This is a genomic window from Thermus aquaticus (genome assembly GCF_001280255.1).
In the GTDB taxonomy this organism is placed as follows: domain Bacteria; phylum Deinococcota; class Deinococci; order Deinococcales; family Thermaceae; genus Thermus; species Thermus aquaticus.
Genome location: NZ_LHCI01000106.1, coordinates 430,052 through 443,152, shown reverse-complemented (window position 1 = coordinate 443,152; position 13,101 = coordinate 430,052). Strand labels below are relative to the sequence as shown.

The 13,101-nt window shown below is 68.6% G+C and carries 12 protein-coding genes and 1 other RNA gene; 7 read left to right on the top strand and 6 right to left on the bottom strand.

The window, feature by feature from the left end:
• The first annotated feature begins 54 nt into the window (after positions 1 to 54).
• Positions 55 to 2,052 (top strand): excinuclease ABC subunit UvrB, encoded by a 1,998-nt coding sequence (uvrB, locus tag BVI061214_RS03345; RefSeq protein ID WP_053767286.1) that lies wholly within the window; start codon positions 55 to 57, stop codon positions 2,050 to 2,052.
• On the opposite strand, the gene BVI061214_RS03340 is transcribed toward uvrB, so the two are convergent.
• A complete protein-coding gene (locus tag BVI061214_RS03340; protein ID WP_053767285.1) occupies positions 2,049 to 3,044 on the bottom strand; it encodes an E3 binding domain-containing protein in 996 nt (331 codons plus the stop codon). The two genes, uvrB and BVI061214_RS03340, sit on opposite strands and share 4 nt — an antisense overlap.
• A 20-nt stretch (positions 3,045 to 3,064) precedes the next feature.
• On the opposite strand from BVI061214_RS03340, the gene BVI061214_RS03335 reads away from it, so the two are divergent.
• The gene (locus BVI061214_RS03335) at positions 3,065 to 4,129 is read left to right on the top strand and encodes an aminopeptidase (RefSeq protein ID WP_053767284.1); all 1,065 of its coding nucleotides are present in this window, start codon (positions 3,065 to 3,067) and stop codon (positions 4,127 to 4,129) included.
• Here BVI061214_RS03335 and BVI061214_RS03330 read toward each other — a convergent pair.
• The gene (locus BVI061214_RS03330; RefSeq protein ID WP_053767283.1) at positions 4,126 to 4,896 is read right to left on the bottom strand and encodes an ABC transporter permease; all 771 of its coding nucleotides are present in this window, start codon (positions 4,894 to 4,896) and stop codon (positions 4,126 to 4,128) included. The genes BVI061214_RS03335 and BVI061214_RS03330 overlap by 4 nt on opposite strands.
• Positions 4,889 to 5,767 carry an ABC transporter ATP-binding protein gene (locus tag BVI061214_RS03325; protein ID WP_053767282.1) on the bottom strand — a complete coding sequence of 293 codons (879 nt, stop codon included), beginning with the start codon at positions 5,765 to 5,767 and terminating at the stop codon, positions 4,889 to 4,891. The genes BVI061214_RS03330 and BVI061214_RS03325 overlap by 8 nt, the downstream gene beginning before the upstream one ends.
• A 19-nt stretch (positions 5,768 to 5,786) precedes the next feature.
• Between BVI061214_RS03325 and ffs the strand changes: the two genes are divergently transcribed.
• An RNA gene (gene ffs / locus BVI061214_RS12435) (signal recognition particle sRNA small type) lies at positions 5,787 to 5,887 on the top strand.
• A 79-nt stretch (positions 5,888 to 5,966) separates the two neighbouring features.
• Here ffs and BVI061214_RS03320 read toward each other — a convergent pair.
• Complete coding sequence (locus BVI061214_RS03320; protein ID WP_053767281.1) at positions 5,967 to 7,175, bottom strand: CaiB/BaiF CoA transferase family protein; 1,209 nt, start codon at positions 7,173 to 7,175, stop codon at positions 5,967 to 5,969.
• Positions 7,176 to 7,333: 158 nt separating this feature from the next.
• Here BVI061214_RS03320 and BVI061214_RS03315 point away from each other — a divergent pair, with 158 nt between their 5' ends.
• The 3 genes from BVI061214_RS03315 (at position 7,334) to BVI061214_RS03305 (ending at position 9,118) form a co-directional block, all read left to right on the top strand.
• On the top strand, positions 7,334 to 7,654 hold the full coding sequence (locus BVI061214_RS03315) for a nucleotidyltransferase family protein (RefSeq protein ID WP_053767280.1): 321 nt from the start codon (positions 7,334 to 7,336) through the stop codon (positions 7,652 to 7,654).
• 128 nt (positions 7,655 to 7,782) lie between these two features.
• Complete coding sequence (locus tag BVI061214_RS03310) at positions 7,783 to 8,499, top strand: carbohydrate ABC transporter permease (RefSeq protein ID WP_248841777.1); 717 nt, start codon at positions 7,783 to 7,785, stop codon at positions 8,497 to 8,499.
• A gap of 55 nt (positions 8,500 to 8,554) precedes the next feature.
• A complete protein-coding gene (locus BVI061214_RS03305) occupies positions 8,555 to 9,118 on the top strand; it encodes a hypothetical protein (protein WP_053767279.1) in 564 nt (187 codons plus the stop codon).
• Here BVI061214_RS03305 and BVI061214_RS03300 read toward each other — a convergent pair.
• On the bottom strand, positions 9,075 to 10,343 hold the full coding sequence (locus BVI061214_RS03300; protein WP_156303287.1) for a replication-associated recombination protein A: 1,269 nt from the start codon (positions 10,341 to 10,343) through the stop codon (positions 9,075 to 9,077). The two genes, BVI061214_RS03305 and BVI061214_RS03300, sit on opposite strands and share 44 nt — an antisense overlap.
• Before the next feature lie 40 nt (positions 10,344 to 10,383).
• On the opposite strand from BVI061214_RS03300, the gene BVI061214_RS03295 reads away from it, so the two are divergent.
• Positions 10,384 to 11,067 carry a hypothetical protein gene (locus BVI061214_RS03295; RefSeq protein ID WP_003046446.1) on the top strand — a complete coding sequence of 228 codons (684 nt, stop codon included), beginning with the start codon at positions 10,384 to 10,386 and terminating at the stop codon, positions 11,065 to 11,067.
• Between the two features lie 231 nt (positions 11,068 to 11,298).
• Here the strand turns inward: BVI061214_RS03295 and typA are convergent, their stop codons facing one another.
• The gene (gene typA, locus BVI061214_RS03290; RefSeq protein WP_053767278.1) at positions 11,299 to 13,062 is read right to left on the bottom strand and encodes a translational GTPase TypA; all 1,764 of its coding nucleotides are present in this window, start codon (positions 13,060 to 13,062) and stop codon (positions 11,299 to 11,301) included.
• Positions 13,063 to 13,101 lie beyond the last annotated feature (39 nt).

The following is a 13,101-nucleotide window of genomic DNA, read 5'->3' as shown; positions in this document are numbered from 1 at the left end:
TCACCCCAGCCCGGCCTTGCCGGGCTGGGGACCCCAGTCCCTATACTCAAAGGGATGACCTTCCGCTACCGGGGGCCAGGGCCCAAGGGGGACCAGCCCAAGGCCATAGGGGAGCTTTTAGAGGCCCTGAGGGACGGGGAGCGCTACGTCACCCTCCTCGGGGCCACGGGCACGGGGAAGACCGTCACCATGGCCAAGGTCATTGAGGCCCTGGGGCGGCCCGCCTTGGTCCTCGCCCCCAACAAGATCTTGGCGGCCCAGCTCGCGGCGGAGTTCCGGGAGCTCTTCCCGGAGAACGCCGTGGAGTACTTCATCAGCTACTACGACTACTACCAGCCCGAGGCCTACGTGCCGGGGAAGGACCTCTACATAGAGAAGGACGCCAGCATCAACCCGGAGATTGAGCGCCTAAGGCACTCCACCACCCGAAGCCTCCTCACCCGGCGGGACGTGATCGTGGTGGCCTCGGTCTCCGCCATCTACGGCCTGGGGGACCCGAGGGAGTATCGGGCGCGGAACCTGGTGGTGGAACGGGGCCAGCGCTACCCCCGGGAGGCCCTCTTGGAGAGGCTTTTGGACCTGGGCTACGAGCGGAACGAGATAGACCTCTCCCCGGGCCGCTTCCGGGCCAGGGGGGAGGTCCTGGAGGTCTTCCCCGCCTACGAGACCGAGCCCATCCGGGTGGAGCTCTTTGGCAACGAGGTGGAGCGCATCCTCCAGGTCCACCCCATCACCGGGGAACGCTTGCGGGAGCTTCCGGGCTTCGTCCTCTTCCCCGCCACCCACTACCTCTCCCCGGAGGGGCTGGAGGAGATCCTGAAGGAGATAGAGAAGGAGCTCTGGGAACGGGTCCGCTACTTTGAGGAACGGGGCGAGGTCCTCTACGCCCAGCGCCTCAAGGAGCGCACCCTCTACGACCTGGAGATGCTGAGGGTCATGGGCACCTGCCCGGGGGTGGAGAACTACGCCCGCTACTTCACGGGCAAGGCCCCCGGGGAGCCCCCCTTCACCCTCCTGGACTACTTCCCCGAGGACTTCCTGGTCTTCCTGGATGAGTCCCACGTGACCGTGCCCCAGCTCCAGGGCATGTACCGGGGGGACTACGCGCGCAAGAAGACCCTGGTGGACTACGGCTTCCGCCTGCCCTCGGCCCTGGACAACCGCCCCCTGCGCTTTGAGGAGTTTTTGGAGAAGGTCTCCCAGGTGGTCTTCGTCTCCGCCACCCCGGGGCCCTTTGAGCTTGCGCACTCGGGCCGGGTGGTGGAGCAGATCATCCGGCCCACGGGGCTATTGGACCCCCTGGTGCGGGTCAAGCCCACGGAGAACCAGATCCTGGACCTCATGGAGGGCATCCGGGAGCGGGCCCAGCGGGGGGAGAGGACCCTGGTCACGGTCCTCACCGTGCGCATGGCCGAGGAGCTCACCGACTTTCTGGTGGAGCACGGCATCCGGGCCCGCTACCTCCACCACGAGCTGGACGCCTTTGAGCGCCAGGCCTTGATCCGGGATCTGCGCCTGGGCCACTTTGATGCCCTAGTGGGGATCAACCTCCTCCGCGAGGGCCTGGACCTCCCCGAGGTCAGCCTGGTGGCCATCCTGGACGCCGACAAGACCGGTTTCCTCAGGAGCGAAAGGAGCCTCATCCAGACCATCGGCCGGGCGGCCAGGAACGCCAGGGGCGAGGTCTGGCTCTACGCCGACCAGGTCTCCGAGGCCATGGAGAAGGCCATCCGGGAGACCAACCGGAGGCGGGCCATCCAGGAGGCCTACAACCTCGAGCACGGCATCGTCCCCAAGACGGTGGAGAAGGGGGTGCGGGCGGTGATCCGCCCCGAGGGGTACGGGGAGGCCCCCTTTGAGCTCCCTTCGGAAGAGGAGGACCTCAAGGCCCGGTTGGCGGAGCTGGAGCTTCTCATGTGGCAGGCGGCGGAGGCCCTGGACTTTGAGCGGGCGGCGGCGCTTAGGGACGAGATCCGAGCCCTGGAGGCCAGGCTCCAGGGCGTGAAGGCCCCGGAAGCCCTTCCGGGGAAGAGGCGGCGGAGAAGGCGCTAGGCCAACAGGAGGACGGGGTCTTCCAGGTAGAGGGCCACCCGCTCCAGAAGCTTCCTGGCCAGGGGGGCATCCAGCCCTGAGACGGCGAGGATCCCGTCGGGGGCCAGGAAGAGGCTGGGCCGGCCCGTGTGGACCTCCTCCTCGCCGAAGAAGCAGAGGAGGCCTTCCCCCTCTTCCCCGCCCTCCTGGTGGAAAAGGGCCAGGAAGGCCGGGCTTGGCCTGAGGCCCCTGACCCTTTCCCCCTCCACCCGGCCGAGGAGGGGCCTATGGGGGAGCTCCAGCTCGGCGAGGGCCCTTTCCGCCGCCTTGAGGAGGAAGGGCAGAGGGGTTTCCGGTACCCCGTGGACCCGGTGGAAGGCAGCCAGGGCCTCCCCTAGACGCGTCTGGTCCACCTTCCGGCGGAAGACCCGAAGGGGGGCGCTTTGGGCGGGCGCGGGCACGGGGGCCACCCCCAGGAGAGGGCCTGGGGGGATCTCCTGGGTGGGGAGGGCTTCCTCGAGGGCGGGAGGCGCCTCGGGTTCAGGGGCCTCCTGGGCGGCCTCCTGAAGCTCCTCTTGCCGGGGCTCGGGGAGGGGCCTTTCCAAAAGGTCCTCCTCCCAGGCCTCGAGGGCCTCTTCCTCCTCGGGGAGGAAGAGGGGCTCCTCGTCCAGGAGGTCTATCTCGGGGAAGTCCAGGGCGAGCTCCTCCTCGGGGACCTCCTCCACCTGCAGGGTGGGGGTCTTGGGGGCCTCGGGGATGAGCTCGGCAAGGTCCACCCCTTCCCTTTCCAGAGCGGCCTGGGCCCGCTTCAGCTCCTCCTCGGGGGGCAGGGGCGGGGGCGATTCCGGCATGGGGGGGAGGTCCACCTCCCCGGCCATGACCTTGGCCAGGAAGGCCAGGATGTCCCGCTCCACGATGGTGCCATCCGGACCCGTGCCCTTCAGCCTGCGCCAGTCTATGCCGTTCTCCTCGGCGAGCCGACGGGCCAGGGGCGTGATTTTGGGTTCTTCCATCTTGGTCCTATGATAGCAGAGTGGAAGCGCGCTTTGCCGAGCTCCTTGCGGCCTACTGCCTCGAGGCCGCCCCCGGGGAGACCGTCTTGGTGGAGGCGGAAACCCCAGCGCTGCCCCTTCTTCCCCACCTGAAGCGGGCCCTCCTCCAGCGGGGGGCCTACCCCCTCTTCCGCCTGGGCTACCCGGGGGAGGCCCGGGACTTCCTCCTTCATGGGGGAAGGTGGCTGGAGGCCATCCCCGAGGTGGAGCGGGCCCTCTACGAGAAGGCAGATAAGTTCCTGAGGGTCCTTTCCGCCGAGAACCCCTTGGAAGGGGCCTCCGTGGACCCTGCCCTCGCCCTCAGGCACCAGCGGGCCTGGCGGCCCCTAAGCGAGCTCCGCCTGCAGAAGCGCTGGGCCCTCACCCTCTACCCCACGGTGGGCTACGCCGTGGGGGCGGGCATGGGCACCGAGGCCTTTCGGGCCTACCTGGAAAGGGCCCTCTTCCTGGACCGGGAGGACCCGGTGGCCGCCTGGCGGGAGCTTGCCGCCTTCCAGGAGGGGCTCATCCGGCGGCTTTCCCAGGGGAAGATCCTCCGCATCCTGGCCCCCGGCACCGACCTCACCCTCTCCGTGGCGGGGCGCACCTGGGTGAACTCCGACGGGCGGCGCAACATGCCCTCGGGGGAGGTCTTCACCGGGCCCCTCGAGGACTCCGCCGAGGGCGAGGTCCGCTTCAACCTGCCCGCCTTCGTGGGGGGCAGGCGGGTGGAGGGGGTTTACCTCCGCTTCCATAGGGGAGAGGTGGTGGAGGCCCGGGCCCAGGTGGGGGAGGACTACCTGAAGGAGGCCCTGGCCACCGACCCGGGGGCGAGACGGCTCGGCGAGGTGGGCATCGGCACCAACTTCGCCCTGGACCGGTCCACGGGCCTCATCCTCCTGGACGAGAAGATGGGGGGCACGGTCCACCTGGCCCTGGGCCGGAGCTACCCGGAGACCGGGGGGAGGAACGAGAGCGCCCTCCACTGGGACCTGGTCCTTTCCTTGAAGGAGGGGAGGCTCCTTCTGGACGGGGAGCCCCTTATGGTGGAGGGACGGTTCGTCTAGAGGTCCTTCCGCTCAAAGATGAGGGCGGCCAGGAGGGCAAAGCCCGCGGTGTAGATGAAAAGGAGGGAAAGCCCGAGCCCCGCCGCCTGGGGTCTCAGGTGGAGGTCCAGGTAGGTGGTGAGGAGGAAGGGGGTGAGGGCAGGGAAGGCCACCAGGAGGCGCATGAGGAGGAGGGTGGCCACCGCCGCCAGGGCCCCCGCTGCGGTGGAGAGGAAGAGGGTGGCGTAGAGGAGGGCCAGGGAGGCCAGGGGCGTGAGGACCGCCCCGGCCAGGAGGTGGGCCCGGAGGAGCTCCAGGAGGGCCTCCTTCGGGGTGAGGAGGCCCGCGCCGGCGAACCCCCCCTCCCCCAGGCCCGTGCCCCCGTAGAAGGGGCCAAGGCCGTGGAATAGGCCCGCCAGGAGGCCGCCCAGGAAGCTCACGGACAGGAGGACGAAGGGGTAGAGGAGGACGGCCAGGAGCTTGGCGAGAAGGAGGAGGGTGCGGGGAAGGGGCCTCAGGAGAAGGCTTTTTAAGGTGCCCTGGGCCACCTCGCTCCCCAGGGCCTCGCCCGCCGCCATGACCACCAGGAAGGGGAAGAGGAACTCCATCCCCGCCAGGAGGCTCAAGGAGACCACCTGCCACCCCGAGGCCAGGACCAGGCCGTAGACCTCCTTGAGGCCCGGGGCCAGCGCCCAGAGAAAGGGGAGGAGGAAGGCGAAAAGAAGCCCAAGCCGCGCGGAGCGGAGCCTAAAGAGCTTGAAGAGCTCAAAGAGGAAGAGCCTAAGCATGCTTCACCCTTTCCTGGTAGTAGGCCATGAGGTCAAAGCCCTGGGGGTAGAGGGCCTCCACGCGGTAGCCCTCATTGAGGAGGGCCTTCAGGACCGCTTCCCGCTCCCCCTCAAAGAGGATGGCCCCGTTTTGGATCCGGGCCGAGGCCACCTGGGGCAGGGCCTTGAGGAGGGCCAGGGCCCCCTCCAGGGGGTGGGCCTCGAGGCGGTAGACCTCCCGGCTCCCGAGCGCCACCTCGTCCAGAAGCCTTCCCCCGCCCAGGATGCCCACCTTGTGGGCGTAGCGGGAGACCTCCTGCAGGTGGTGGGTGGAGAGGAGGACGGCCACCCCTTCCCGGGCCAGTTCCCGGAGGAGGCCATGGACCAGATCCACCCCCTCGGGGTCCAGGCCGCTGGTGGGCTCGTCCAGGACGAGGACCTTGGGCCGGTGGAGGATGGCCGCCGCCAGGCCCAGGCGCTGCCGCTGGCCCAGGGAGTAGCTTTCCACCTTCTGGTCGGCCACGGCTAGGAGCCTGAGCCGGGCCAGGACCTCGGCGATGCGGGCCTCTTCCTTGACCCCGGTAAGGTAGGCGGAAAGGCGCAGGTTCTCCCGTCCCGTCAGATAGGGGTAAAAGGCGGCGGGGGCCTCCACCACCGCCCCCAGGTGGCGCCTGGCGGTGGGGGTCTTGTGGACGTCCTCGCCCAGGATGAGGGCCCGGCCCTGGCTGGGAAAGGCCAGGCCGGTGACCAGGCGGATCAGGGTGGTCTTGCCGGAGCCGTTGGGGCCCGCTAGGGCGTAGACCTCCCCTGAGCGCACGGTGAGGCTCACCCCTTCCAGGATGGGCTTCCTGCCGTAGCGCTTGCCGATGCCCTCTAGCCTCAGGGCTTCCATGGGTGCTATACTACCTAAGCCCCCGGTCCAGCGCGGCGGTCCGGGCGTGAACCGGGTCAGGTCCGGAAGGAAGCAGCCCTAAGCGCCACGGGCTGGGTGCCGCTGGGCAGCCGGGGGCCACTTATCCACAGGGTTATCCACAGGCCCTCGAGGCCTTCGGTTAAAGCTTAGGTTGAAAGAACCCGCTCGGGGAGGCGCTTCATGGGCTTTGCCTTTTCTCTGGCGGTGTTCTCGCCACCCCCTTTTCCACAAGGGCCTGGACCTCCTCTGGAAGGAAGCCCGCCTCCCGAAGGACCTCTTCCGTGTGCTCTCCCAGAAGGGGCGGGGGGAGGGTCGGGGAAGCGGGGGTGCGGGAGAGGAAGCGCAAGGGGTTGGCCAGGGTGGGGAGGGGGCCCAGGAGGGGGTGGTCTAGGGTCCAGACCGCTCCCCTGGCCTCGGCCTGGGGGTCGGAGAAGGCCTCCTCGAGGTCGTTCACCGGGGCGGCGGGCACCCCCGCCTCCTTGAGCCGCTCCAGCCAGTGGGCCCGGGGGCGGGTCCTGAGCACCTGGGAAAGGGCGCCTTCCACCTCCTTCCGGCCCTCCACCCGGTCCTGGTTTCGGGGAAAGCGCTTTGGGAGATCGGGAAGCTCCAGGATCTGGCAGAGCCTGGCGAACTGCTCGTCGTTGCCCACCGCCAGGATGAGCCAGCCGTCCTGGGCGGGGAAGGCCCCGTAGGGCACGATCTGGGCGTGGGCGTTTCCGAGCCTCTTGGGGGGGATCCCGGTGAGGAGGTAGCTTTCGCCCAGGTTGGCCATGGCGAAGAGGCCCACGTCAAAGAGGGAGAGGTCTATGTGCTGGCCCTCCCCGCTTCTTTCCCGCTCCAGGAGGGCCGCCAGGACCGCCACCGCCCCCATCATCCCCGTCATCACGTCAATCCAGGCCACGCCCACCTTCATGGGGGGGCCCTCCGGCTCCCCGGTCACCGACATGATGCCGGTGTAGCCCTGGATGGCGGCGTCGTAGCCGGGCTCCTGGGCCCTGGGCCCCGTGTGGCCGAAGCCGGTGATGGAGAGGTAGATGAGCCTGGGGTTTAGGGACTTTAGGCTCTCGTAGTCCAGGCCAAAGCGCCTGAGGTCCCCGGTCTTGAAGTTTTCCACCAGGATGTCGGCCTCCCTGGCGAGCCGCCGGACCACCTCCTGGCCCTCTTGGGTCTTCAGGTCCAGGGCCAGGCTCCGCTTGCCCCGGTTCACCGAGAGAAAGTAGGCGCTTTCGCCCTCCAAAAAGGGCGGCCCCCAGCCCCGGGTCTCGTCCCCCCAGGGGGGCTCCACCTTGACCACCTCGGCCCCCAGGTCGGCGAGGATCAGGGTGCAGAGGGGGCCGGCCAGAACGCGGGAGAGGTCCAGGACCTTGATGCCGGAAAGGGGCTTCATGGGGGCATGTTATACTTTCGTGGGCCTCCTTGCGGCTACACCTCGGCTATTCTGAGCAAGACCCCGCTCGGAATGATTCACCCTAGCCGCGAGGTTCCAATACTCTTGTTCGGCGCGGGTCGGTTCCCCTCGGAGGTAGGATAGGGGCGTGGAGCGCCATGGGGGCTCGGGTTAGGGAGAAAAGGCAGCCTACCTTGGAGGAGATCCTCCAGGCCCTGAGGTCGCACCGCCACGTTTTGGCCGAACGCTACGGTGTGCGGCGACTCGGGGTCTTCGGGTCCTATGCCCGGGGGGAGGCGACCCCGCGGAGCGACCTAGACCTTTTGGTGGAGTTTTCCACCCCTCCGGGCCTCCTGGGGTTCGTGGAGCTGGAGCGCTACCTGAGCAGGCTTCTGGGCGTGCAGGTGGAGCTGGTGACGCCCAAAGCCCTCAAGCCCCATATCGGCAAGCGGGTCCTCCAGGAGCTCGTGGAGGTATGAAGCGCACCCTCTTGGACTATTTGGAGGACATGCGCGCATCCGCCTTCTATAGTGGGGGCGTGAGCCGGGTACTGGGGCATCTCTTCGTGGGGACCGTTCTCCTCTTCGTGGCCCTCCCCTTCCTCTGGATGGCCTACGCCGCCTTCATGCCCAAGGAGGCGGTGTACTCGGGGGAGCTCTTCTCCAAGGTGGGCTTCAGCCTGGAGAACGTGCGGGGCTTGGCCAAGGAGGGGTTTTGGGGCCGCCTTTTTTTCTCCCTGGCCCTCTCCTCCGCGGTGGTGTTTCTCCAGCTTTTCACCGCCCTTCTCGCCGCCTACGCCCTAAGGGCGGGGCTTGGCCTTCTGCCCTTTTATCTGGTGCTGATGGCCGTCCCGGCCGAGCTTCTTCTGGTACCCCTTTACGGCATCCTCAGAGGCCTCTCCCTTCTGGACACGGTCTTCGCCCTCCTGCTTCCCTTCGCCGCCAGCCCCTTCGTCATCTACCTGGTCTACCAGGCCATGCGGGCGGTGCCGGAGGAGCTTCTGGAGGCGGCCCGGCTGGACGGGGCGGGGCATGGGGTCCTCCTCCTTGGCATCCTCTTCCCCCTGGTGCGGCCCACCCTGGTGGCCGCGGGGGTGCTGGCCTTCGCCGCCCACTGGAACCTGGTTCTCTACCCCCGGGTGGTGGTCACCGACCCCCGGTTTTGGACGGTGCAGACCTGGCTCACCGACCTCCAGCGTAAATACCCCACGGACTGGGGTCTCCTCTCGGCGGCGGCCCTCCTTAGCGTCCTTCCCATCGCTCTCCTCTACCTGGCCTTTGAGAGGCGGGTGGTGGCCACCTTTGAGGAGGGGTTGAAGGGGTAGCCTTGACCGGGCCTTGGGCCCGGGCCTACCCTGGTTCCGTAAGGGGGTAAAAGCCATGCGCGCTCTGGTGTGGGGCCTTGTTTTGCTCCTGACCGCCTGCGTTCCCGTGGCCATGCTCCGGCCTCCGGAGCCCGCGAGGGGCCTCGAGGCCAGCCTGGGGGTGACCCTCTTAGCCAACCCCTTCGCCAGCGGGAACCGGGACCCGGTCCTCCCCCTGCCCTACCTGGCCGTGGCCAAGGGGGATGGCCAGGTGGAGTTCAACTTCTCCATCCAGTGGGGCTTGCGGGGCGGGGTGAAGCTGGGCCTGGGCCCCGGATTGGCCCTGGATGCAGGCCTCACCGTGCCTCCTCTCTTTGGGCCGGACTGGAGCCAGGGGGTGCCCGTGGTCCTGGACGGTGGGGCCATCCTAGGCGGGGACGGGTTTTATTTCTCCCCCAGGGTTCACCTCATTGGGGTTCCCACTTCTGGCGGCGGTTCCTGGGGGTGGGCCTGGCAGGCCTCCCTGGGGACCTACCGCCGGGACTGGGTGGCCGAGGTGGGGGCCCTGGGAGGGTTTAGGGGGAACGGAAGCCTCCTTATCCACCTTTCGGCGGCCTGGCGCTTTGGAACCGCCCCCTGAGGGCCTTCAGCCTCTCCCGCACCCGCTCCTCAAAGCCCTCCCCCGTGGCCTCGTAGAGGGTGAGGCCCTCGAGGCCCTCCGGCAGGTACCTTTGGGCGAAGCTCCCCTCCTTGTCCTCGTGGTAGTAGGCGTAGCCCTCCCCGTGCCCCAGGGCCCTGGCCAAGGCGGTGGGGGCGTTCCTCAGGTTCAGGGGCACGGGGGCCTCGGGGTGGGCCCTGGCGGCCTCCTCCGCCCGCTTCCAGGCCTGGTAGAGGCTGTTGGACTTGGGGGCCAGGGCCAGATAGACCGCCGCCTCCACCAGGGCCAGCTCCCCTTCCGGGCTTCCCAGGGCCTCGTAGGCCTCCTTGGCGGCCACGGAAAGCCTAAGGGCCAAGGGGTCTGCCAGGCCCACGTCCTCGAGGGCCACCCGGATGAGCCTCCGGGCCAGGTACCGGGGGTCGGCCCCGCCCTCTAGGAGCCTCGCCAGGTAGTAGAGGGCGGCGTCCACGTGGCTTCCCCGGAGGCTTTTGTGCAGGGCGGAGACCAGGTCGTAAAACCGGTCCCCCTCCCGGTCCATGCCGAGCCGTTCCGCCCCCAAAGCCTCCCGCACGCTCTTTAAGTCCACCTTCCCGAAGGCGGCGGCCAGCTCCAGGGTGTTCAGGGCGAAGCGGGCGTCCCCTTCCGCCGCCTGGGCCAGGAGGCGGAGGGCCTCCTCCTCGTAGGCCACGCCGGGAAGGCCCCTGGGGTCCTCGAGGGCCCGCCTGAGGAGGGCGAGGAGGTCCTCCTGGGAGAGGGGTTTCAGGGGAAAGAGGCGGAGGCGGGAGCGCAGGGCGGGGGTGAGGAGGAAGGCGGGGTTTTCCGCCGTGGCCCCGATCAGGGTGAGGAGGCCCGACTCCAGGTGGGGGAGGAGGGCGTCCTGCTGGGCCTTGTTGAAGCGGTGGATCTCGTCCAGGAAGAGGACGAGGCCCCCTTCCTGCCTGGCCCTTTCCACCGCCTGGCGCACCTCCTTGAGTCCGGCCTCCACAGCGGAGAGCCTCAGGAAGGGCTTTCCCGCCCCCTCGGCCAGGAGGTGGGCCAGGGTGGTCTTGCCCGTGCCCGGGGGGCCAAAGAGGACCATGGAGGCGAGCCTCTTCGCCTCCAGCATCCGCCGGAGAAGCCCCCGTTCCCCGGTGAGGTGGGGCTGGCCCAGGACCTCGTCCAGGGTCCTGGGGCGCAGGCGCTCCGCCAGGGGCTCCATCCCCTTGATGGTAAAGGCGGGGCCGGGGGGTGTGGTAGGCTTGGGAGGAATGCGCTGGCTTTTCCTCATCCCCTGGGTGCTTTTCCTCCTGGGCCTCCTGCCTTTAGGCCTCCAGGAGCCCGTGGGGGATCTGGGCCAGGGGTCTGGCCTCCTCCTAGCCGCCTTCCTCCTTTCCGGGGTGGCGAGCCTCTACTCCCGCTTCCCCGTGGCCTTTTCCGTGCAGACGGCCCTGGTCCTGGGCCTGGGGCTTCTCGCCTTCCAGCTGGCCCTGGAGAGCGCCCTCCGCCTTACCGGGCTCACCCCTCCCCCCTACGCCTACCTGGGCGGGGTCCTGGGGGCCCTGGCCCTGGGGCTGGGCTTCTTCCTGGGCACGGGGCGGGAGGCCCCCCTCCTTCCCCCCCTCTCCCGGGTGGGGACCCGGGAGGACCTCCTCAGGATGGCGGGGGCCCTCGAGGGCCTGGCCCTCAGGCGGCCTTTGGTCCTGGTGTACCTGGGCACCTCGGCTTCCCCGGAGGCCATTTTGCGGGAGCTCAGGCGAGGGGACCTGGCCTTCCAGGTGAAGGGGGGCTACCTCTTGGTCCTGCAGGTGGGGCGCCCCGAGGACGCCATGGGCCTCCTCCGCCGCCTTAGAGAGCGCTTCCCCCTTTCCGCCTACGCCGTGGAGCGCTGGCAGGGGGGTAGCCTGGAGCGGGTCCTGGGCCGTCTGGAGGCCGAGGTCCTCCTGCAGGGCTAAGGGCCCCCAGGCGGTGTAAGGTCAACGGGTCTACACCGATGCCGGGTGTAGGAAACACGGGTCTACCTTGGCCCAAAGCCTACTCCAGGGCCCTACCCTTAGGCTCAAGGAGGCAGGCCATGGAGAAGGGCAAGGAGATCAGCCAGGCGTGGCAGGAAGCCCTGGAGACCTACGGGGAGCGGGAAGAAGAATAGGGCTTTAGGAAAACTGGGGGCTTTGGCCCCCCAGCCTTTATTTGCCCACCAGCCGCTTCCTCTCCGAGGGGTTCAGGACCTTCTTCCTCAGGCGCAGGCTCTTTGGGGTCACCTCCAGAAGCTCGTCCTCGGCCAGAAACTCCAAAGCCTCCTCCAGGGAGAGCTTCCTTGGGGGGATGAGGCGGATGTTCTCGTCGGAGCCCGCCGCCCGCACGTTGGTGAGCTTTTTGCCGATGGTGACGTTCACGTCCAGGTCGTTTTCCCGCACGTGTTCCCCCACGATCATGCCCACGTAGACCTCGGTCCCGGGCTCAATGAAGAACTGGACCCGCTCCTGCAGGCGGTTCAGGCTGTAGGCGGTGGCCACGCCCGCCTCCATGGCCACGGCGCTCCCCGTGGTCCGGGTGGGGATGGGCCCGGCCTCGGGGCCGTAGCCGTGGAAGGTGTGGCTCATGATCCCCTCGCCGCCCGTGAGGGAGAGGAAGAGGCTCCGGAAGCCGAAGAGGGCCCGGGCGGGGACCACGAACTCCGCCCGCACCCTCTGGCCCACCTCCATGTGGACCATCTCGGCCCGCCGGGACCCCAGGGCTTCCATGACGCTCCCAAAGCGGTCCTGGGGGGCTTCCACCACCAAGAGCTCGTAGGGCTCGAGGCCCTCTTTGAAGAGGACCCGGGGCTGGCTCACGCTGAACTCGTAGCCTTCCCGGCGCATGGTTTCCAGGAGGATGGCCAGGTGAAGCTCTCCCCGGCCCCTTAGCTCAAAGACCTCGGGGGCCACCTCCTCCACCTGCAGGGCCACGTTGGTGCGGAGCTCCTTTTCCAGGCGCTCCTTCAGCTTTTGTCCAGTCACGTACCGGCCTTCCCGCCCGGCGAAGGGGGAGGTGTTGGCGGTGAGGGTGAGGGCCACGGTGGGCTCGTCCACCCGCAGGCGGGGCAGGGCCTCGGGGGCCTCCTTGGCGGCGATGGTGTCCCCGATCTCCGCCCCCTCCAGGCCCGCCAGGGCCACGATGTCCCCGGGGAGGCTCTCCTCCACCTCCACCCGCTCCAGGCCCTGGTGGGTGTAGAGGGCGGCCACCTTGGCCTCCAGGACCTGGCCTTCCTTGAGGATGGCCACCCCCTCCCCCTTGCGCACCCGACCCCGGGAGACCTTGCCGATGGCTACCCGGCCCAGGTAGGGGGAGTGGTCCAGGTTGGCTACCAGAAGCTGGAAGGGGCCTTCCTCCCACCTGGGCGGGGGCACGTGCTCCAAAATGGCCTGGAAGAGTTCGGAGAGGTCCTCCTTGGGCTCCTCCCGCCAGGCCCGGCCCTCCCGGCCGATGGCGTAGAGGTAGGGGAAGTCCAGCTGTTCTTCCGTGGCCCCTAGCTCCACCATGAGGTCAAAGACCAGGTTCAGGACCTCGTCGGGCCGGGCCTCCTTCTTGTCCACCTTGTTGAGGACCACGATGGGCTTGAGGCCGGCCTCGAGGGCCTTCCTCAGGACGAAGCGGGTCTGGGGCATGGGGCCTTCGGCGGCGTCCACCAGGAGGAGGACCCCGTCCACCAGGGAGAGGGCCCGTTCCACCTCCCCGCCGAAGTCGGCGTGGCCGGGGGTGTCCACGATGTTGACCTTGACCCCCTGCCAGAGGACGGCGGTGTTCTTGGCCAGGATGGTGATCCCCCGCTCCCGCTCCAGGTCGTGGGAGTCCAGGATCCGCTCCCCCTCGTCCTTGACCAAGGCTTTGGACTGCCGCAGCATGGCGTCCACCAGGGTGGTCTTCCCGTGGTCCACGTGGGCTATGATGGCAATGTTTCTAATCTCCATGGGCGCACCCAATCCCCCCACTCTACCACGGAAAGGCCC